At 54.7% G+C, this 19,601-nt stretch carries 24 protein-coding genes; 22 read left to right on the top strand and 2 right to left on the bottom strand.

All coding sequences use genetic code 11. From position 1 onward, the window contains the following. The first annotated feature begins 1 nt into the window (after nt 1). The 9 genes from flgEL (at nt 2) to ACTG1K_RS00650 (ending at nt 8,317) form a co-directional block, all read left to right on the top strand. The gene (gene flgEL, locus ACTG1K_RS00690; RefSeq protein ID WP_139440292.1) at nt 2-1,246 is read left to right on the top strand and encodes a lateral flagellar hook protein FlgEL; all 1,245 of its coding nucleotides are present in this window, start codon (nt 2-4) and stop codon (nt 1,244-1,246) included. 9 nt (nt 1,247-1,255) lie between these two features. Beyond that, on the top strand, nt 1,256-1,990 hold the full coding sequence (gene lfgF, locus ACTG1K_RS00685) for a lateral flagellar basal-body rod protein LfgF (RefSeq protein WP_425854616.1): 735 nt from the start codon (nt 1,256-1,258) through the stop codon (nt 1,988-1,990). A 78-nt stretch (nt 1,991-2,068) separates the two neighbouring features. After that, entirely contained in the window at nt 2,069-2,854 is a 786-nt protein-coding gene (lfgG, locus tag ACTG1K_RS00680) for a lateral flagellar basal-body rod protein LfgG (protein WP_047438688.1), read from the top strand. Continuing rightward, nucleotides 2,854-3,525 (top strand): flagellar basal body L-ring protein FlgH, encoded by a 672-nt coding sequence (gene flgH, locus ACTG1K_RS00675; RefSeq protein ID WP_101529990.1) that lies wholly within the window; start codon nt 2,854-2,856, stop codon nt 3,523-3,525. The genes lfgG and flgH overlap by 1 nt, the downstream gene beginning before the upstream one ends. Before the next feature lie 8 nt (nt 3,526-3,533). Continuing rightward, on the top strand, nt 3,534-4,640 hold the full coding sequence (gene fgIL, locus ACTG1K_RS00670) for a lateral flagellar basal body P-ring FlgIL (RefSeq protein ID WP_440004706.1): 1,107 nt from the start codon (nt 3,534-3,536) through the stop codon (nt 4,638-4,640). A gap of 8 nt (nt 4,641-4,648) precedes the next feature. Continuing rightward, the gene (locus tag ACTG1K_RS00665; protein ID WP_005336207.1) at nt 4,649-5,047 is read left to right on the top strand and encodes a rod-binding protein; all 399 of its coding nucleotides are present in this window, start codon (nt 4,649-4,651) and stop codon (nt 5,045-5,047) included. Further along, entirely contained in the window at nt 5,047-6,384 is a 1,338-nt protein-coding gene (gene lfgK, locus ACTG1K_RS00660) for a lateral flagellar hook-associated protein LfgK (RefSeq protein ID WP_088868312.1), read from the top strand. Before ACTG1K_RS00665 ends, lfgK begins: the two co-directional genes overlap by 1 nt. 11 nt (nt 6,385-6,395) lie before the next feature. Continuing rightward, entirely contained in the window at nt 6,396-7,295 is a 900-nt protein-coding gene (lfgL, locus tag ACTG1K_RS00655) for a lateral flagellar hook-associated protein LfgL (RefSeq protein WP_047438680.1), read from the top strand. Nucleotides 7,296-7,312: 17 nt separating this feature from the next. Then, a complete protein-coding gene (locus ACTG1K_RS00650; RefSeq protein ID WP_440004705.1) occupies nt 7,313-8,317 on the top strand; it encodes a hypothetical protein in 1,005 nt (334 codons plus the stop codon). Here the strand turns inward: ACTG1K_RS00650 and ACTG1K_RS00645 are convergent. After that, nucleotides 8,290-8,514, bottom strand: a complete 225-nt coding sequence (locus ACTG1K_RS00645; protein ID WP_201911961.1) for a hypothetical protein — start codon at nt 8,512-8,514, stop codon at nt 8,290-8,292. The two genes, ACTG1K_RS00650 and ACTG1K_RS00645, sit on opposite strands and share 28 nt — an antisense overlap. Nucleotides 8,515-8,566: 52 nt before the next feature. Here ACTG1K_RS00645 and ACTG1K_RS00640 point away from each other — a divergent pair, with 52 nt between their 5' ends. The 10 genes from ACTG1K_RS00640 to ACTG1K_RS00595 all read left to right on the top strand — a co-directional run bounded on the left by ACTG1K_RS00640 (nt 8,567) and on the right by ACTG1K_RS00595 (nt 16,616). Next, on the top strand, nt 8,567-9,682 hold the full coding sequence (locus ACTG1K_RS00640; RefSeq protein WP_234924713.1) for a flagellin N-terminal helical domain-containing protein: 1,116 nt from the start codon (nt 8,567-8,569) through the stop codon (nt 9,680-9,682). 121 nt (nt 9,683-9,803) lie between these two features. Further along, nucleotides 9,804-11,090, top strand: coding sequence for a lateral flagellar capping protein LafB (gene lafB / locus ACTG1K_RS00635; RefSeq protein WP_279624071.1), 1,287 nt, complete (start codon nt 9,804-9,806; stop codon nt 11,088-11,090). A 48-nt stretch (nt 11,091-11,138) separates the two neighbouring features. Continuing rightward, on the top strand, nt 11,139-11,531 hold the full coding sequence (lafC, locus tag ACTG1K_RS00630; protein WP_040068893.1) for a lateral flagellar export chaperone LafC: 393 nt from the start codon (nt 11,139-11,141) through the stop codon (nt 11,529-11,531). A 122-nt stretch (nt 11,532-11,653) separates the two neighbouring features. Beyond that, entirely contained in the window at nt 11,654-11,992 is a 339-nt protein-coding gene (locus ACTG1K_RS00625; protein WP_064337608.1) for a hypothetical protein, read from the top strand. Beyond that, nucleotides 11,983-13,095, top strand: coding sequence for a flagellar hook-length control protein FliK (locus ACTG1K_RS00620; protein ID WP_279624072.1), 1,113 nt, complete (start codon nt 11,983-11,985; stop codon nt 13,093-13,095). The genes ACTG1K_RS00625 and ACTG1K_RS00620 overlap by 10 nt, the downstream gene beginning before the upstream one ends. 71 nt (nt 13,096-13,166) lie before the next feature. Beyond that, nucleotides 13,167-13,589 (top strand): lateral flagellar basal body-associated protein LafF, encoded by a 423-nt coding sequence (gene lafF / locus ACTG1K_RS00615; RefSeq protein ID WP_269428984.1) that lies wholly within the window; start codon nt 13,167-13,169, stop codon nt 13,587-13,589. A gap of 7 nt (nt 13,590-13,596) precedes the next feature. After that, on the top strand, nt 13,597-14,313 hold the full coding sequence (lafS, locus tag ACTG1K_RS00610; protein ID WP_026034857.1) for a lateral flagellar system RNA polymerase sigma factor LafS: 717 nt from the start codon (nt 13,597-13,599) through the stop codon (nt 14,311-14,313). 50 nt (nt 14,314-14,363) lie between these two features. Further along, nucleotides 14,364-15,221, top strand: coding sequence for a lateral flagellar motor stator protein LafT (lafT, locus tag ACTG1K_RS00605; RefSeq protein WP_019444796.1), 858 nt, complete (start codon nt 14,364-14,366; stop codon nt 15,219-15,221). Beyond that, on the top strand, nt 15,221-16,168 hold the full coding sequence (gene lafU / locus ACTG1K_RS00600) for a lateral flagellar motor protein LafU (RefSeq protein ID WP_021231289.1): 948 nt from the start codon (nt 15,221-15,223) through the stop codon (nt 16,166-16,168). Before lafT ends, lafU begins: the two co-directional genes overlap by 1 nt. Further along, complete coding sequence (locus ACTG1K_RS00595) at nt 16,155-16,616, top strand: hypothetical protein (protein WP_323926786.1); 462 nt, start codon at nt 16,155-16,157, stop codon at nt 16,614-16,616. The genes lafU and ACTG1K_RS00595 overlap by 14 nt, the downstream gene beginning before the upstream one ends. Here the strand turns inward: ACTG1K_RS00595 and ACTG1K_RS00590 are convergent. Next, nucleotides 16,549-17,556 carry a lytic transglycosylase domain-containing protein gene (locus tag ACTG1K_RS00590; protein WP_234881615.1) on the bottom strand — a complete coding sequence of 336 codons (1,008 nt, stop codon included), beginning with the start codon at nt 17,554-17,556 and terminating at the stop codon, nt 16,549-16,551. The genes ACTG1K_RS00595 and ACTG1K_RS00590 overlap by 68 nt on opposite strands. Before the next feature lie 107 nt (nt 17,557-17,663). Between ACTG1K_RS00590 and ACTG1K_RS00585 the strand changes: the two genes are divergently transcribed. The 3 genes from ACTG1K_RS00585 to rsmH all read left to right on the top strand — a co-directional run bounded on the left by ACTG1K_RS00585 (nt 17,664) and on the right by rsmH (nt 19,598). After that, nucleotides 17,664-17,963 (top strand): hypothetical protein, encoded by a 300-nt coding sequence (locus tag ACTG1K_RS00585; RefSeq protein ID WP_005336173.1) that lies wholly within the window; start codon nt 17,664-17,666, stop codon nt 17,961-17,963. 237 nt (nt 17,964-18,200) lie between these two features. Beyond that, nucleotides 18,201-18,659, top strand: a complete 459-nt coding sequence (gene mraZ, locus ACTG1K_RS00580; RefSeq protein ID WP_013723406.1) for a division/cell wall cluster transcriptional repressor MraZ — start codon at nt 18,201-18,203, stop codon at nt 18,657-18,659. Next, on the top strand, nt 18,660-19,598 hold the full coding sequence (rsmH, locus tag ACTG1K_RS00575) for a 16S rRNA (cytosine(1402)-N(4))-methyltransferase RsmH (protein WP_194495598.1): 939 nt from the start codon (nt 18,660-18,662) through the stop codon (nt 19,596-19,598). Nucleotides 19,599-19,601: the final 3 nt, after the last annotated feature.

Here is a 19,601-nt window from a genome sequence, read left to right as displayed (position 1 = left end):
TGTGTCTTTCAGTATCGGATTGAGCGGCCTGCGTGCCGTAAACCAGGAATTGAGCGTTATCAGTAACAACGTTGCTAACGCCAGTACCGCAGGCTTCAAATCCAGCCGTGCCGAGTTTGCTGCCATCTATGGTGGTGGTCAGGCTGGCGGTGTCGAGATGAACAACGTCTCCCAGAACTTTGATCGCAACGGTGATGTGATGCGCACCGGGCGCGGGTTGGATCTGGCGATTTCTGGCAGTGGTTTCTTCGTGCTGAAAGATGGCAGCGGACAAACCTCCTACACCAGAGCGGGCATGTTCCAGCGTGATAGCGGTAACTACCTGACCACGGCGAGTGGTACCCGTCTGCAGGGTTATACCACTGATGATGCGGGCAAACTGCAATCTGGTGTGGTTGGGGATATTCAGGTCAAGGCGGGCAGCCTGCCAGCCAAGCCATCCGACAAACTGGAGTTTGTGGCGAATCTCAAAGCGGATGCCAGCAAAATTGATCAGACGGTAGCTGCTAATAAGTTCGACCCGACAAAGTCAGAGACCTTTAACTATTCCCAATCCAGCAAGGTTTATGACTCTCTGGGCACAGAACATACCTTGACCCAGTATTTTGTTAAAACTGGCGACAATACTTGGGAGCGATACAGTACCTTTGATGGCAAAGTTATTGATAAGAATGGCAAGGAGCAAACGCCAGTGTCTCCAGTGGCTTATACCTCCATTGACACTCTTACGTTCAGTGGAAATGGTACCCTTGCAAACTTCAAGACCCCACCGTCACTAACCATCCAGGCGCCAGGGGCTGCGGATATCAAGCTAGACATCGATATCAGCAAGATGAGCCAGTATGCCTCCGACTTCAACGCTACCCGCAACCAGTCCAATGGTTATACCGCAGGTGACCTGACCGGTGTACGGGTTGATGCCGATGGCGGTGTCTATGCCACCTTTACCAACGGTCAGAGCCTGTTGCAGGGCCAGGTCGTGATGGCAAACTTCACCAATCCCAATGGTCTGCTGCAGACCAACAACACCACCTGGCAACAGTCGTTCAGTTCCGGCCAGCCGGTACTGGGGGCGCCGGGGACCGGCACCATGGGCAAGCTGACTGCCGGGGCATATGAGAGCTCCAACGTGGATCTGACCGGTGAACTGGTAAGCCTGATGACTTCCCAGCGTAACTATCAGGCCAACGCCAAGACTATCAGTTCCGCTGACAAGATGACCCAGGTTCTGTTCAACTCCTTCTAAGGGTAACCCGTGGAAAAGCTTATCTACACCGCCATGTCCGGGGCGCAACATACCCTGATGGCCCAGCAAATCCGGGCCAATAACCTGGCCAACGTCAATACCGCCGGTTTTCGGGCTGACTTTGAGCGGGTTTCTGCTTATGCCCTGACGGGCGATGGTTACCAGAGCCGGGTGATGGCCAAGGAGGAGATGGCGGGCACCAACTTCAAAGCAGGCCCTCTGATGCAGACGGGTCGCAAGCTGGATGTGGCGATTCGTGGCGAGGGTTTTCTGGCGGTGCAGACGCCTGATGGCAAAGAGGCCTATACCCGTGCTGGTAACCTGGAGGCCGATGCCGACGGGCTGTTGACCCTCAATGGCCGGCCGGTGCTGGGGGAGGGGGGCGAGCTGGTGCTGCCCGCTTATCGTGACATCAGTTTCGGCAAGGATGGCACCCTGAGCATCACTCCTCCGGGTGGTGGCGCCCGGCTTGATGTAGGCCGCCTGAAGCTGGTCAATCCAGAGCTAGCCGAATTGGTCAAAGGTCATGACGGTCTGTTCCGGATGCGCCAGGGGGGGGATGCCGAAAGCAGCGAGCAGGTGGTGATGGCATCCGGCTTTTTGGAAGGGGCCAACGTCAATGCCGTGGATGAGCTGGTCAGCAGTATGTCATTGACCCGCAATTTCGAACTGCAGGTCAAGTTGATGAAAGCGGCGGATGATCAGGCTCGTCAAGGGGCCAAATTGATTTCCGGTCAGGGTTGATTTTGACGGCATCGGGCAGATACCCGATGCCTTGTCACATCCCAGTGGATGAGGCTTGATGAACAAGGTGGAATAACAATGCACGCAGCATTATGGGTCAGTAAAACAGGTCTGTCGGCACAAGATGCCAAGATGTCCAGTATCTCCAACAACCTGGCTAACGTGAACACGGTCGGCTTCAAGCGCGATCGAGTAGCGTTTGAAGATCTTTTCTATCAGGTGCAGCGCCAGCCGGGTGCTCAGCAAGATCAGCAGAATCTGGCTCCTATCGGTATTCAGATGGGTAATGGTGTGCGGGTAGTGGGTACCCAGAAGGTCTTCACCTCCGGCCAATTCCAGAATACCAATCAGGAGCTGGATATGGCGGTGGTCGGTGCCGGTTTCTTCGGGGTTGAGCGCCCAGATGGCGAGACGGCCTATACCCGCAATGGTCAATGGCATCGCAATGCCGAGGGGCAACTGGTTAACGCGGATGGTTTGCCCATGGTGCCGCAGATCCAGATCCCCGATAACGCTACCAAGATCTCCATTGGTACGGATGGTACCGTCAGTGCATCTTTGCCGGGTCAGCAAGAGAGTGTCGAGCTGGGCCGTATCACCCTGACCAATTTCGCCAACCCGGCAGGTCTGGAAGCGCTCGGTGGCAACCTATACCGTGCAACCGGTGCATCCGGTGAGCCCATTGAAGGTGTACCGGGTGAAGAGGCGATGGGGGCCGTCAAGCAATTCACGCTGGAGAGTTCCAACGTGAACGTGGTTGAGGAGATGGTCGACATGATCACGACCCAGCGGGCTTACGAGATGAATGCCAAGGTGGTCTCTTCCGCCGATCAGATGCTCAAGTTTGTCACTCAGGCTCTGTAATGATGAAGTCGATGCTGCGTTATATCTGGTTGGTATTGCTGTTGGGCGGCTGTGCCACCTATGAGCTGCAGGCGCCCGAGCCGGGTGACGAGAAATGGGCTCCATCCCGTCCCAAGGTGACCGCGGCTGCGCAGAGCGAAGATGGTGGCCTCTATCGTGGCAACTACATGATGACCCTGTTTCAGGATCGGCGAGCTTACCGTGTTGGTGACATTCTCACCGTGGTGCTGGAAGAGCGTACCCAGTCGAGCAAGAAAGCCAATACCAGCATGAGCAAAAACAGCAGCATGAATGTGCCGGCCCCCTCTATTGGCGGTAAACTGCGCCCCGACTGGGGGGCCGCCCTCAGTGCGGATCGGGATTTTGATGGCGGAGCGACCTCCAGTCAGCAGAATACCCTGGCAGGTTCCATTACCGTGACCGTGGCAGAAGTGATGCCCAACGGTGTGTTGGGGATCCGCGGTGAAAAGTGGATCCGCCTCAATCAGGGGGATGAATATATCCGCTTGGGCGGCATGGTTCGGGTTGAAGATATTGACCAGAGTAACCGTATCTCGTCCCAGCGCATTGCCGATGCCCGCATCACCTATGCCGGTCGTGGTGCCCTCGCCGACAGTAACCAGATGGGGTGGCTGGGCCGCTTCTTTAGCTCGGCGTTTGCGCCATTTTGAGGAATCACATGAACAGATGGTTTATCGCCCTGCTGTGTCTCAGCATGCCCTGGGTGAGTCAGGCTGCCGCACCGGCCAAACGAGCCTTGCTGGATATTGCCGATGTACAGGGGCTGAGAACCAACCAGCTGGTAGGTTATGGTCTGGTGGTTGGTCTCTCCGGGACCGGTGACAAAAGCCAGGTCAAATTTACCGGCCAATCCATGGCCAACATGCTCAAACAGTTTGGTGTGCAGTTACCGGACGATCTCGATCCCAAGCTCAAGAACGTGGCAGCCGTTTCGGTCCAGGCCACGCTACCCGCTTTGGCTGGCAAGGGGCAGTTGCTCGATGTGACCGTGACTTCCATTGGTGATGCCAAGAGTCTGCGTGGCGGTTCTCTGCTGCTGACCCCCCTGCGTGGTATCGACGGTGAAGTCTATGCCGTGGCGCAGGGCAATCTGGTTGTCGCCGGTGTGAAAGCGGAAGGGCAATCAGGTTCATCGGTCACGATTAACGTGCCGACAGCCGGGATTATTCCCAACGGCGCCACCATCGAACGAGAGGTTGTCAGCAATTTTGCCGAAAAGCCGGAAGTGACCCTCAATCTGCATCAACCCAACTTCAAGACCGCGCGCAATGTGGAGCGAGCCATCAACCATCAGCTGGGGCCGGTTGCCCGAGCGGTGAGCGCCGGGCGGATTCAGGTTGCAGCCCCCAGGGACGAGAGCCAGCGCATCGCGTTTATGGCTCTGTTGGAAGATATCAAGGTGGATCCGGGTCAGGAACGGCCGAAAGTGGTCTTCAACAGCCGAACTGGCACTGTGGTGATGGGGCAGGGGGTCAAGGTTCACAAAGCTGCCGTCAGTCATGGCAGTCTGACGGTGACGATTGGCGAGAGTCAGACGGTCAGTCAGCCCAACGCCTTCTCCAACGGGCAGACCACGACGACCCCCAATTCCAAGATCCAGGTCGATCGGGAACGTAACAACATGTTTGTCTGGCCGGATGGCACTTCCTTGGAAGTGATCGTCAAGGCTGTCAATTCACTCGGGGCAACCCCCGATGATGTCATGGCCATCTTGCAAGCGCTCAATGAGGCTGGCGCCCTTGAGGGTGAGCTGGTGGTTATCTAAGGACTATCATGACAAGAATTAGCTCGGATCCCGGTTTTTATCAGGATCTCAATGAATTGCAGCAAATCAAAAGCAACCCGGATCAGCGTGCCGCGCTGGATGCTGCAGCCGGTCAGTTTGAAGTCAGTTTTTTGCAAACCGTGCTCAAACATATGCGCTCGGCGACGGATGCCCTGCAGGATGAGGACGACAAGATCATCAAGGGGCAATCCCTTTATCGTGATATGTATGACAGCCAGTTGGCGATGAGCATGGTCAAGCGAGGTGGCATCGGTCTGCGGGAGCAGATGGTCAACCAGCTGGCTCCGTCATTAAAGAATCCGGACGGGGTGGTCGCTTCAGAGCAGCAGACCCTGGCTGCGTTCAGCCAGCCTCTCAACTCGGCAAAAATGAAGAAGGTTGACTGATGTCACTGCTCAATATCGGCGCCAGCGGACTAAATGCAGCCCAGATTGCATTGAACCTGACCGCCCAGAATATCGCGAACGTCAATACCATAGGGTATAGCCGTCAGGAAGCCATGATGGGCAGTCTGTCCGGTTTCGGGCGGTTGGATAATGGTGCCGGTGTCGAGGTGACAGGGGTACGCAGGGTAACGGATGACTATCTGGTTGCTCAACACTGGCGTAGCCGTTCGGCCACCGGTTCTTCTTATTCCTTTCATCAATACATCAATACGACAGAGCAGTTGCTGGGCAGTGAGTCGATGAATATCGCAAAAGGGCTCGACAGCTTTTTTGCCTCGCTCAGTGCTGCGCTCGACAGTCCGGAAACCCCGGCACAGCGCAGCCAGATCGTCAGCTCGGCTGGGGCCCTCGCCAACCGCTTTACCCAGCTGGACGAGAGCCTGGTCACCCAGGAAAAACAGATCGACGATCAGTTGAGCAGCACGGTTTCCCAAGTGAACAGCTACCTGTCACAACTGGCCGAATTGAATGTCCAGATTGGCGATCAAGCCGCCAAGGGAGTCAATACCTCAGCGCTGGAAGATAGTCGCGAACAGGTTGTTCGTGAGTTGTCGACCTATATGGAAGTGCGGGTTAATCGTCAGAGTGACGGCGCTTTCGCGATCAGCCTGCCGCAAGGACAGCCGCTGGTGTTGGGGGGGAGCAGCAGTACTCTCGCGCTTGCTGGCGATAAACTCAGCCTCGCTTTCGGTGGGCAGACGTTTGAAGTTCCTAAATTGCATGGTGGTTCGCTGGCGGGTGTGATGGATTATCGCACCACAGTATTGCGGCCGACCAGAGAGGCGTTGAATCAAATTGCAAGCAAACTTGCTGATGAATTCAATGCAAAGCAGAGTGGTGGGGTTGACCTTAATGGGAATGGTGAAGCCGGTAAGCCAGCCAGCAAAAAAATGTTTACCTATGACAAGCTAAATCCAGCTGGAACATTGCGTGTGGCTGATGGTTTTACCGGAGACGACCTGGCTTTTGCCAAGGCCGGTGGCGGCAAGGGCGATAACCGCAACTTGCAGGACCTGCTGACGATAAAAAATGGCCAATACGATGCCTATAGTGCCCTGCTTGGCAAGATGGCGGTGCAGAGCGGGCAGGCGAAAGCGAGCATGCAGGCCGATGCCAATATGGAAAAACAGATGGCGGCCAAGCTGAGCAGTGTCAGCGGGGTGAATACCGATGAGGAAGGGGTGAAAGTGATGGCTTACACCAAGGCTTATCAGGCCAATGCCAAGGTGATCAGCACCTCGGAACAACTCTTCAATTCCATTCTGAATATGTTCTGAGGAGGGTGACCATGCGCATCAGTACCAACCAGATCCAGCTCAGCATGCTAGACAATTTGCAGCATGGCTTCGGTGAATATGCCCGGCTTGATCGCCAAATCTCCACGCAAAAACGCATTCTTCAGCCCTCTGATGATCCTGTTGGTAGTGTGCAACTGCTGGGCTTGCAGAAAGAGCAGGTGGCGATGGCGCAGTACCAGAAAAATATTGCCAACGCCAAGAGCCAGCTCTCTCAAGGGGAGCTTCAGTTTGAAACCATGACCAACATGCTGATGCGGTTGCGGGAGTTGACCCAGACAGCTGCAACAGGCTCTTTGTCGGATGCGGATCGTAAAGCGGTAGCCAGCGAGGTCGCCATTATCAAGGATGGTCTGCTGGATCTGGCCAATGCGCGTAACGAGAGTGGCTCCAGCCTCTTTACCGGTAGCAAGGTTGATCAGACTGCATTGGTAAAGCAGGCGAGTGGTGACTACAGCTACCAGGGGGACAATCTGGTGCGTGAGGTCAGTATTGCAAACGGCGTCACTGTGGGCTTGAACCAGACTGCTGACCAGCTGTTTCTGAAGCCTGACGATTTTTTCAAACGACTCGATAGCATGGTGACGGCAATTAATGACGCAGCACCTGACGCCGTCGATCAAGCCCGAGCCATGCTCGGCCGCAGCCAGACGCTGCAAGATAGTATCAGCCAGGCGGTGAGCACGATTGGTGCCCGGATCAATCTGCTGGATCAGATTGACGAGAGCCATGCCGAGAAAGGGGTCTATAGCAAGGAAGTGAGCAACCAGATAGAGTCGCTGGATTATGCCGAGGCCGCGACCCGACAGGCCCATGTCCTGATGGCATTGCAGGTGCAGCAGCAAGCTTTTGCCAAGGTTAATGGCCTTAGCCTGTTCAACTACATGCCGTAACGAGTGAAGGAGTCATGATGCAGATCCAGCAAACCCGTCTTGGGGGCGTTGCCGAGGCGCAGGCAAAGCCCAAGTTGCAGGGCCGCGCAACTGCACAGGCTCACACTCCGGAAAATCGAAAGCAGAACGAGCGCCACCCCAATATTATTCGGATGGATAGATGGGCCCTGATCGGTGCTGCGCAACAGCGCATTGCCCATGCCCAGAGCGGCGAACAGGCGCTTAATCTGGTTTGGGGGGAATTGAAGCGGCTCGAACGCCAACTGGGTCAGCGCGAGCTGGCCAGCAGTGACGTGACCAATCGCTTAAAAATGCTGGAAGAGAAAGTCACCCAACCAAGAGGGCCTTTGACGGACGAGCTCAAACCCAGACTCATCGCATCGGCTCAGGAACTGCGTCCCCGCTTCAGTGCCGAGCATCTCGATCTGCTCAGTGCCAAAAATAGCACTGAGCGGCTGGTGTTCTCGTTTCCCCAGAGTAACAGTGCGGTGGAGGTGACAATTCCGGCCGGAGCGCGAGAGGGTGAGGTTGTCACCATGCTCGATCGGGCGCTGCGTAAAGAGCATATCCAGGCCAGATTGAATGAACTGGGCAAGCTGGAACTCTCCGTTGCTGAACCCCATCGCCGCAAACTGGATGAGCCAGTGCTGATCCGGGGGGAGGGGATTCGTATCCCGGCAGGCAACCCGATCCCGGTGCAGTTCAAGCCCAAGGCCGGAACGCTGACCCGCATGGCAGATGGGGTTGCCAAAGGGGAAATTCGTCAGGAACGGCAGCGGCTGCAAAAAGTGCTTGGCGAGATTGAGCAATCGGTACGTGAGTTGAAACAGTTTCGCCAGAAGATGGTGCTGCAACTGGACAAGGTCAAGGCTCGCAGTCAGAACCTGAAACAGGAGGAGCTGGCACAGTTGCAATCCTCTCTGGCCGCCCGCCTCTCACAAGGCGGCTATATGGGCACCATGTCAGGTCTGCTGGCGCAGGCCAATGTCACTCGTCAAGGGGTGGTTGCGTTACTCACCTGATAACGCTGACCTGTCTCCTCGTAAAAAACCGCACAAGCTGACTTGTGCGGTTTTTTTATCTCTGTGATGCCCTCTTGTGCCAGTGATGGCGCTGTCTGCTCGCGGGCCCACTGTTTCGCATCCAAACGGGGGGCCAAGAGAAACTGCTGTTCAGCAAAAAAAGATTTAATTTTCACGACGCTGTGGTCGTTCTTCATTGGGGTCAACCCAAACGCTGCCTGTGGCAGCATCCATTTCGAGGAAACGAAAATGAGTCTGTCAATTCATACCAACTTTGCCAACATGGTCACCCAGAACCAGCTGAACTCCACCAACAAAATGGCAAGCAATGCCATGCAGCGTCTGGGTACCGGTCTGCGCATCAACTCTGCCGCTGACGATGCCGCTGGCCTGCAAATCGCCACCCGTCTGCAATCCCAGTCAAACGGTCAGAAAATGGGCATGCGCAACGCCCAGGATGCCATCTCCATGATGCAGACCGCCGAAGGCGCCATGGACGAGATGACCAATATCGTTCAGCGCATGAAGGATCTGGCTACCCAGGCTGCCAACGGCACCAGCAGCGACAAAGATATCGCAGCCTTGAACGCCGAGTTTGGCGAACTGACCAAAGAGCTGAAAAATATCGCCAGCAACACTACCTTCGGTGGTGAAAACTTGCTTGATAAAACTAATGGCAAGTTTGCCAAGGGTGAAGTGACCTTCCAGATCGGTAACACCAGCAGCGAGACTTTGGCGTTGGATGTGAAGGAAGTGCTGGGTAAGGTAGTGGGCACTGCCGGAGGCAAAGTGACCGGGGAGGCAAACCTCAAGGCTCTTAAAGAGTATCAGGATGAGGCCAAGGCCGGCTCTGGTGCTGAGACCTTGAAGAACGCAAAAGATGCGTTCAAAACAGCTGAAGATACCTATAAAGCGCTTACTGGAAAGCCAACAGTGGCAGAACAGAAAGCCTATGACACCGCCGTAGAGACTATGGCTAAGGCCCAAGAGGCTTATGACGATGGCTTGAAGGCAAAGGTTAAAGATGCCATGACTGTTGGTAGCGGTCTGGATTCTAACGTGTTGGAAGTCGGTCTGAGCGCTGCTTCAGCCCAGTATGCTATGGGCAAGATGGAAGAGTTTATGCAGGATATCACCAGCGTACGCTCCGCTTTCGGTGCCAATATCAACCGTCTGGAGCACACTGTTAACAACCTCTCCAACATGAAAGAGAACACTGATATCGCCAAGGGCCGTATCATGGACGCCGATATCGCTACCGAAAGCACCAACATGGCCAAAAACCAGATGCTGATGCAAGCTGGTATGTCCGTACTGGGCAAGTCCAACGAGATGACCGGCATGGTTACCATGCTGCTGCGTTAATCGCTATAAGGGCCGCTACCTGTGTGGCGGCCTCTTTTCTTCCCCTTGCCGGTTGAAAAGTGCTGGTGTAACAGCCTTTTTCAACAAGCAAGTCTTGCCCTGATACCGAAGGAGTTGATATATGCAGGTCGATCCCGCTTCAGCCGCGATGCAAATGGTGGCCAATGAGCGCAAGAATATGGACCAGCTGCTCAAGGGGCAGCTTGCCACGGTCAAGGCGCAGCAGAGTTCGCTGTCATCTATCAACTCCAAACTCTCCAGTTTTCAGACTCTGCTGAAAGATCTGAACAAGCCGGCCACGTTGCAAGCCCAGAAAGCCAGCCTCTCGCAAGAGGGGATCATGACGGTCACCAGCAATGGCAAGGCGACCCCGGGACAGTATAACTTTCAGGTCAATCAGTTGGCACAGGCCCATCAGTTCGGGGTGCAACTGGCGGATGAGAAAGCACCATTGCCAACCTCCGGCAAAGTATCATTTACCGTCGATGGCAAGGCGTTTGCTATCGATTTGGCGACCTTGCCCGCGGGGGCGACTGCCCAGAGTCTGGTCTCTGCCATCAATGATGCGGCGGATAATCCGGGGGTCAAGGCCAGCCTGGTTCGCACGGATGGCAAGGTTAACCTGGTGCTGACCAGTAAAGAGAGCGGGGCTGCCAAGGTGTTTACCCCCACCTATGATGGCGATTCAGCGTCAGATTTCGGCAAGGCTTTTCTCGCCGGCAAGGTGATCACCCCGGGTCAGGACTCCATCATCAAGATGGGGGTTGGCGACGGCGCACTGGAGATCAAGTCGCCGACCAACAAGATTGAAAACGTGGTCGAAGGGCTGACGCTTGAGCTCACCAGGGTGCAAAAGTCAACCGATGGCCCGATGCAGGTGACAGTGGCTTATGACAATGAAGCCGTCACTGGTTCATTGAAGAAATTTGTTGATAGCTACAACGAGTTGCTCGAGCTGCTGAACAAAGAGACGTCCACCAATATCAAGGCAAAAGGCGTACTGGCGTCTGATGCCACTGTGCGAGGTTTGAAAGGTACGCTGGCCAATGCGGTTCGCAATCTGCCCGCAGGCATGACCCTGACTCAGCTTGGCATCAAAACCGAGAAGTCGGGCAAGCTGGTGTTTAGTGACTCGGATTTCAAAAAGTCGCTCGAGAAGGACCCTGAACTGCTGGGCAAGGCGCTGATGGGGGATGATGGTTTGCTCAAACGGATGAGCAAGGTGCTCGATCCTTTCTCCAAGACCAATGGTGTGATGGCCACTCGCAAGAGCACATTGGAAGCCAATCAAAAGCGACTTGATGATAAGATGGAGTCGCTGAATAAACGGATGGAGTCTGTTTACAAGCGTTACCTCAATCAATTCACCACCATGAACCAGATGATGCAGACCATGGGAGCACTTTAAGCTTTTCCCCTGGATGAACTGGTTTGAACCTGCAATAGCGAGTGACCCATGTTTGAATCTGAAGATGGCTATGATGCCTATCGATTTGCCGCCACAGAAGCCAAGGCCGCGAGTGCCGATCCATATCAGCTGGTACTGATGTTGATGGATGGCTTGCTTGACGAGATAGCCAGAGCAGAAGGGCATATCTTGGCGAAACAGTTTGAGCGCAAAGGGTTGGCCATCAACAAGTGTCTGCAGATCCTGGGTGGGCTGGACAGTGCGCTTGATATGAATAAGGGGGGCGAGCTGGCGGTTAACCTGCATCGTCTTTATGACTACTGTGGTCAGAAACTGTTCGAGACCAGCGTATCCAACAGTGTTGAGGGATTTGCCGAAGTACGCAAAATTCTGCAAGAGCTGAAAGAGGGTTGGGAAGCAATGGCGCGTCATCCTCGTTAATACGGAAGTAGTACTTCCTTCCCCTCTGTTTTTCCTCACGCCCAACATATTGAAATTTCTCGGTTATCGGTCTGGCCCACTCCTTGCTTGTGGGCTGGTTCATCTTCTTTTTGGGGCTCGTCATGTCAGGTATTGCGCCCGTGTTACGTGAGACCGAACTGCAGACACGCCAGCGCCAGTTATTGGGGTTGGGTACGCTATTGCTGCAACAAGCGCAAGCTGGTCAGTGGGAAGCCGTCAGGCTAACCGATGGACGCTTCGCGCAATTTGTCTCTCAAGTTAGCCGGAATCCCCAACTCTGGGCTGCGTTGCAACCAGCAAGAGATAAAGCCCGGGTGTTGTATCGACAAGCATTGCAGCTTTGCGAGCAGGAGACCTTGATTCGTAAACAGGAGTGGCAGCAGCTTTCTTCGATTCGTGAAGGCTTGACTGCTTACGGTGAGATAGAGCAATGGGATTGATTCAATTTAGCGGTTTTGATGCGGTGAATTCGCCGGATGTCACGGCCTTGAACCGTTTGTCCGGCCAAGCCGGCAGTGAAGGTGAGCTGTATCAACCGCTGGATGAGGCGGTTGACCCTCTGCTTGCGTTGCCCTTGCCCGAGCTGGCTGCCAGCGATGTTGCGGTAGAGGAAAAAGAGAGAGAACAGCCGGGGGCGGAAGACGACCCGGCTGAACAGCTGCAAGCGTTTACCAATATGCCTCCTCTCTTTGTCAGAGTGAGTGATGCCGATCTTGATGGTTTTCGTTTAAGCAACGTTCAAGCCAGAGGCGAGAGTCATAGTGGTGGTGAGCTTGTCAGAGTGGACAGAGAAAAAAGTTGCCAGCCGGTGGTGGATAACAAATTGCCGCCCTCTCTTCGTGCCTTGATGGGGAGTGCGACCACGCTGCCCGAGCAAGAGGTGATGCCGCGTCGTGAAACGGTCTCTGCTGCTGCGGAACAGGCGCTCTCTACGTTGCTTGCCAAATCAAATGGACAAACCGGTGTATTGCCCGGCCGCTTCACCTTGCCTGTTATGGCTGCCGGTTTTGATGCTGGAAGTGTATCTGATACCGCTGTCGTAGAAAGCAGGCTGCCAGATGCTCGCCAGCTGGCTGTCGGACAACTCGCTGCTGTACCGCCGCGTCCTGCCGACTATCAGTGGGCTCCTGTCCGGTTGTCAGACAACCAGAGCCAATGGGGACAGCAGCTGGTTAACCTGCTTCAGGACAAGGTTGAACTGCAGGTCAATCAACAGGTGAAACAGGCTCATATCCGGCTGGACCCGCCAGAGCTGGGGCGACTGGAGTTGACCGTCAAGCTCGATGGTGACCGGCTCAATGTCCAGTTGAACGTGACCAATCCGGCGGTGCGTGATGCGATGATCCAGTCGATGGAGCGCTTGCGGATGAGCCTGGCTCCCCATCATGCCGGTGGGGTCGAGGTCAATGTGGGGCAAGGCGGTGAACAGGGACAGCATGAGCGGTGGCAACAGGAGAAGATCCTGGCTGGCCGTCGCCAGTGGCAGGATGATCCGGACTCCCAATGGGATACGGTGCACGACTGGCTCAATACTCTGGTCTGATTTTTAACCCGTAACAGTGAGAGTGGTTTTACATTATGCGGCGTGTCATGAAGTGGTTGATGATATTCGTCATGGCTCTGTGTCTGTTGGCCATACTGGCCTATGGCGCATGGCTTAAACGCGATGTGGTCGAAGTCTGGCTCGGGTTGGCAGAGCCAAAGCCAGAGCTGAGCAGCACTCCGCTGTTCAAGCCGATGGAGCGCTTTGTTATCAGTCTGGAAGGGGGTGAACAGTCCCATTATCTGGTGCTGGAGCTGGCACTGGTGACCTACAACCCGGCGCAGGTTGCCAAGCTGGATGAACTGACGCCACTGATCCGCAATGCCATGGTGCAGTATTTTAGCCACCGCTCCCATGATGACGTAAAAGTCGAGCTGCAGAATATTTCCAAGTTGCAGGTCTCTCTGCGCGACAAGCTGGTCACTACGGTACAGGGATATGGCTACAAGCCCTATCTGGACGAAGTGCTGATCACCAAGGTGCTGGTACAGTAGCCACGATATGACAGATTCCGTTTGGGATGCTCAACAAGAGTTTGCCGATACTCCGCAACTTCCTCGCACGGGAGAGCCCGCTATTCTTGCTCGCTATCTACCCTTGGTGAAGCGAGCCGCCAGCCATCTGCGCAGCCAGGTCAGTGCCTGTTTTGATCAGGAGGACATGGAGCAGGTGGGAATGATGGGATTGTTGGAGGCGTGGCGCCGTTATGGCAGCGAGCCCGATGCCCAGTTTGAAAGTTATGCCTTCAAACGGATTCGTGGCGCCATGCTCGATGAGTTGCGCCGTCTGGACTGGCGACCCCGCCAACTGCGACAGCAGGTACACGGCCATAATCAGGCGCAGCGTGAACTGCACAATCGTTTGGGGCGCCCCCCCTCAGAGCAAGAACTTGCTACTGCGCTCGACTGTTCGGTGGATGAGGTGCGTCAGTTGTCCTACGCCAGCCAGGCTGAAGCGCTGCAGAGTCTGGAAGAGTGGCTGGAGAATGGCGGTAAAGCCCCGACCACCGAATCTGATGATGTCGATATGGCGATGACCATCAGCAAGGTGTTGGCCACTCTGGATAAACGCGAGCAGTTATTGCTTTCCCTCTATTACCAGCAAGAGCTCAACATGAAAGAGATCGCGCTGGTGCTGGGATTAACCGAATCCCGGGTTTGTCAGTTGCACAAGCAATGTGTACTTCAGCTCAAGCAGCGATTGGTCGACTCCATATAGTAGTGCTTCACCTTTACTGGTGACCCTTCTTGTATCGTGCGGGAACATTCATGCAAAAACAGATTGGCATCGGCGTCATATTAGTGTGCGTGCTGGGTGGCTTCATGATGGCCGGGGGAAACCTCGCCGCCTTGTGGCAGCCAGCCGAACTCATCATCATTATCGGCGCAGCGGTAGGCTCCATGTTTCTTGGCAACTCGAAAGAGGTGATGCATGAAATGTGGCGGCAGATAAAAATGTGCTTCAAAGCGAACAAAGAAGAGAAAGAGGTCTATCGTGAGCTGCTGACTCTGATGCATCAACTGCTTGAAGAGACACGCAACAAGGGGATGAAGGCGCTCGACGAGCATATTGAAAATCCCCAGCAGAGCTCGGTTTTCTTGATGTATCCCCAGATTTCGGAAGATCCCCAACTGCTTGGTTTCATTATCGATAACCTGCGTCTGCTCGGAATGGGCAAGATCACACCCCATGAACTGGATACCGTGCTGGAGCAGGAGATCATGGCCATTGAAGAGGACATGCTCAAGCCTGCTCATGCCTTGCACAAAACCGGTGAGGCCTGCCCTGGCTTCGGCATTCTTGCTGCGGTGATGGGGATCATCATCACCATGCAGCAACTGGACGGCCCCTTGAGCAATATCGGTGTTCATGTGGCGGCCGCTCTGGTTGGAACCTTTATCGGTATTTTCCTCTGCTACTGCTTGCTGGAGCCAATCAGCAATGCCATGGAAGAGATGGTCAAGCGCCGTATCGGCCTGTTGATGTGCATCAAGTCGATCCTGATTGCCCAGCTGCGTGGCAAAACTCCTTTGCTTGCCGTCGATTCGGGTCGCAAGATCCTGGAGCCTGAAGTCAAACCAAGCTTCCTTGAGCTGGAAGATTGGGTGACCAACAGGGCGATGTAATGCGCAATCACGAACAGATTATCGTCAAGCGTCAGCAGCGTCGTAACAGCGGTCCCAAAGGGGGAGGCGCCTGGAAGGTAGCATTTGCCGACTTCACATTGGCCATGATGGCTTTCTTCATGGTGCTCTGGATCCTGGCTGTGTCCAATCAGGAGGAGCGGGAAGTCGTTGCCAGCCGCCTGCGGGACTACAGCATCATGGACAGTGAGGCCAACCCGTTTGATATTCGCAACAGCCCCTATCCTGTCGATCTCGGTGGCAACCCCTCTGTGATGGATGAGCTTAACCCCAAGTTCGATCAGCAGGGTCAGCTGATGCCAAAGCATATGGATCGTAATCAGAGCATTTTTTCTGACGGTCCGGGCGGCGGGTATGAAAAGCTGTTGATAGGCAAGCTTGAGGGTGAAGCCCAGATGAAGCAGCTGGCCAGCTTTATCGACCATCTTGCTGAGCAGATGCAGGCGAAGAATAACCTCGAGATTCAAATTGTTCCCCAAGGATTGCGGATCCTGATTCGTGATGACGCGGATCGGGAAATGTATAGCCGAGGAAGTGCCCGCATCAGCCCTTTCTTTCGCCATATGTTGATGGCATTGGCCCCCATATTCCAGCGTATCGAGAATCGGGTCATGATTTCTGGCCATACCGACAGCACACCGTTTGCCAGTGACAACTACAGCAACTGGGAACTCTCGTCAGACCGCGCCATGATGGCAAGACGGGTGTTGCTGGCAGGCGGCATGCCACCTGAACGGGTCGGGCAGGTTGTCGCGATGGCCGATACCATGCTGGAAGATACCCGGAATCCACAAAGCAGCCGTAATCGGCGCATTGAATTGTTGGTCATGACAACTCAGGCAGAAACCAATCTGGAGCAACTTTTCAGCTCCCAAACGCAAGCGGCAGCCACCCATGCCAAGGAGATGATTTCCCATGGACGACCCTGAGATCGAGTTTCCGCTGCATACCTCGCACAATGATCCACGCCGAAAGGTGCCGCGCTGGTATCTGCACGATGGAACTACGCCTTTCGAGTCACAGAGTTGCGGGATTGCGGCCAGATTGCTGATTTCCGGATTGCTGTTTGACAAGAGCATCGGCCGCGCAGTGATCAAAGATATTGGCCCGGGCGGGGTCGGTTTCCTTGCTCCGGCTCGATTTGAATTACCCGAAACGGTGACGCTCTCCCTGTTGCCGCGAATTGCGCTGGATTGCAACATCACTCATCGTCGCGCTATTGGTCGGCAGCTCTGCTTTTATGGTGCTCGCTGGTCACATCCGGAAGAGGTTGATTTGGCTCCGGTACTGAGCCATTGGCGCCACTGTTTCATGGTGCCGCAATCAGCGGCCGCTTCTGCTGAATCCCAAGAGGATCAGGTAAGCGTTCCAGTCTGATCTCGCCTCGACTCATATCAAGCCCCCTGGCAGCTTTCAGCAACAGGGGATCATGCAGACTGTCCAGTGAGACCGCTTTGACAATGGCGGTCGCCCCTTTCTTCTGGTTGGCGGTGGGGGCTTTGCCCTTGCTGTAGACGATAGGGCAATGGGTTATCCCTTGCGCGACAGGGAGTTGCCAGGCCGGATTCCAGCGGCTGGCTTCATTCATTGATACGCCTTTTGCCTGAGCCCACGCGGGCAGTGAGCAGCCGTTCGGATGACGGAATATTTGCAAGTCATTGCCGCTGTGCCATGGCGGAAGTTGAAACTGATAGCTGTCAGCCATATCAAGCAGTCTTGCCAGCGCAACAAAGCGCGCGACATAAAAGCGTGTTTCAGTCGGAAGCTCCAGTTCCCATATATTACGTGTCCCCGCTTTTAAAACCGCATTGAGTACCCGCCCTTCTCCTGCGTTGTAGGCGGCCAAAGCAAGCAGCCAGTCATTGCCAAAGAAGCGATACAGCCATGCCAGATAGGAAAGGGCTGCCTCTGTCGCCAATGGCAGTGAATAGCGCCCATCAAATTCGCTGGTGATGGGAATGGCAAATCGGGTGGCGGTATCTGGCATCAGCTGCCAGGGGCCTGCGGCGCCAGCAGAAGAGACCACATCCAATCGGTAACTGCTTTCCAGTAAAGGAACAAAGGCAAGCAAGGGCGGCAGTTTGCGTTCGTGAACCTGTTCCGCGACCCAGCGAATAACGGGCTGTGTCTCCGCAAGACGTTGTTGAAGATAAGGGCGCTGCTTCAGCAAGAATTGCTGCTGCTGACCGACCAAATCTGCCCCTTTACCCTGAATCGGGACAGGGAAACCAGCTTGCCACTGATAATTGTGATAAGCATGGCAAGATGTTGATATCATTAACATCCCGCACATTAGTAAAGAAATGAGCCGGGTCATGGGGCAATTGTTGAGCAAGGATCGCGCAATAATAAAAACATGATATATCTCAACAGTTTTTTGAATTTAAGGTCGTCTGATCATGTGTAATCCAGGACGTAGCAAGCATGATAACACGAGTAAAAAAGAGCCCAAATTCGGGTAAAGCGATTCAGAAATTTTTGCTGTATCTGATACTCGCCAATTTCATTCTGATGGGCTTGTACATTGGTTATGCTCAAGAGCTGACATTTGCCACCAATATTCTGCTGACATCCCTGCTGATTATTTACAATCTGTTGCTTTGTCAGCTGGTGTCTCTGCGTGCTCGCCGTTCGAAAGATGGTTACATCATCTATCCAGTGATATGTGTCAGTATTTTGCTCTGTGCAGTGGTATTGTTCCGTTTCATCATATCGCCCAGATAGTGACCGCTCACCGACTTGCTGCTTATTAATCACTTTCTGTTTTTTCAGCAATAACTCTTGGAAAATCAACCTACTCAATCCGCAGCATGCAATTGCTGCGTCAATATGTTCCCTCTGTCCCATCTCCTTGCTTGAAAAGCCCCCTGCACGTCCTTAAACTTCAAGGTGGGGAAAAGTGGATCAAAGTGGTTTTTAGAGGGGCAATCTGCCTGCTCACTCACCTTCAGGGACTGCAATTTGTTGCGTGGCGCTCATGCCATCAGCCTGGACAGTAAAGGGCGGCTGGCAATTCCGACCAAATTCCGTGATTGGCTGCGCGATGAAAGCGACGGCCAGCTGGTCTGCACCATCGATATTGCCCATCCCTGTCTGCTGCTTTATCCCCTGAATGAATGGGAAGAGGTCGAGCGCAAGCTCAAGACTCTCTCCAGCATGAATCCGCAAGAGCGCCGTTTGCAGCGACTGCTGCTGGGACATGCAACCGAATGCGAGCTGGATGGCAATGGCCGTCTGCTGCTCAGTCAGCCACTGCGCAACCATGCGGGGCTGGACAAGAAAATCATGCTGGTGGGCCAGCTCAACAAGTTTGAGCTGTGGGATGAAGCCCGCTGGCAACAACAGGTCAATGACGACATCTTGGGTCTGCCCGGGGACGATTGGGCAAGCTCACCACGACTACAGGATTTCTCTTTATAAATGACCCAAGCCGCTGAACACATCACAGTGCTGCTGCACGAAGCCGTTGAAGGTCTGGCCATCAAGCCGGATGGTGTCTACGTCGACGGTACTTTTGGCCGTGGTGGTCATTCTCGTCTGATCCTGCAGCACCTTGGCCCCAATGGCCGCCTGATCGCCATCGACCGCGACCCGCAGGCGATCGCCGAGGCCGCCAAGATCCAGGATCCCCGTTTCGAAATCGTGCATGGCCCCTTCTCCGGCATCGCCTCCTATCTGGATGAGCGCGGTTTGCTGGGCAAGGTGGATGGCTTCCTGCTGGATCTGGGGGTCTCTTCACCCCAGCTGGATGATGCCGAGCGTGGCTTCAGCTTTATGAAAGATGGTCCGCTCGATATGCGGATGGATCCCACCTCCGGTCAGAGCGCCGCCGAGTGGCTGGCCAAGGCCGATGTGGATGACATCGCCTGGGTGCTGAAGACCTTCGGTGAGGAGCGTTTTGCCAAGAAGATAGCCCGCGCCATCGTGCATGACCGTGTGACCGAGCCTTATGTGCGCACCCGTCAACTGGCGGAGATGATTGCCCGGGTCAATCCGAGCAAGGAGAAGGGCAAGCATGCGGCAACCCGCAGTTTCCAGGCCATTCGCATCTATATCAACAGCGAGCTGGACGAGATCGAAACCGCACTCAACGGTGCGCTGGAGGTGCTGGCACCAAATGGCCGTTTGTCGGTTATCAGCTTCCATTCGTTGGAAGACCGATTGGTAAAGCATTTCATCCGCAAGCACGAGAAGGGGCCGGAAGTGCCTTACGGCATTCCGTTGACCGAGGCCCAGCTGGCTGGAGGTCGCAAATTGAAGTCGGTCGGCAAGGCACTCAAGCCTTCTGATCATGAAGTATCTGAAAACAGCCGGTCACGCAGCTCGGTGCTGCGGGTTGCCGAACGGCTGGCGGAGTAAGTG

Origin of the sequence: Aeromonas sp. 102P, assembly GCF_051920345.1 — a bacterium.
GTDB classification, from domain to species: domain Bacteria; phylum Pseudomonadota; class Gammaproteobacteria; order Enterobacterales; family Aeromonadaceae; genus Aeromonas; species Aeromonas veronii.
This window is presented reverse-complemented; position numbering and strand designations above follow the sequence as displayed.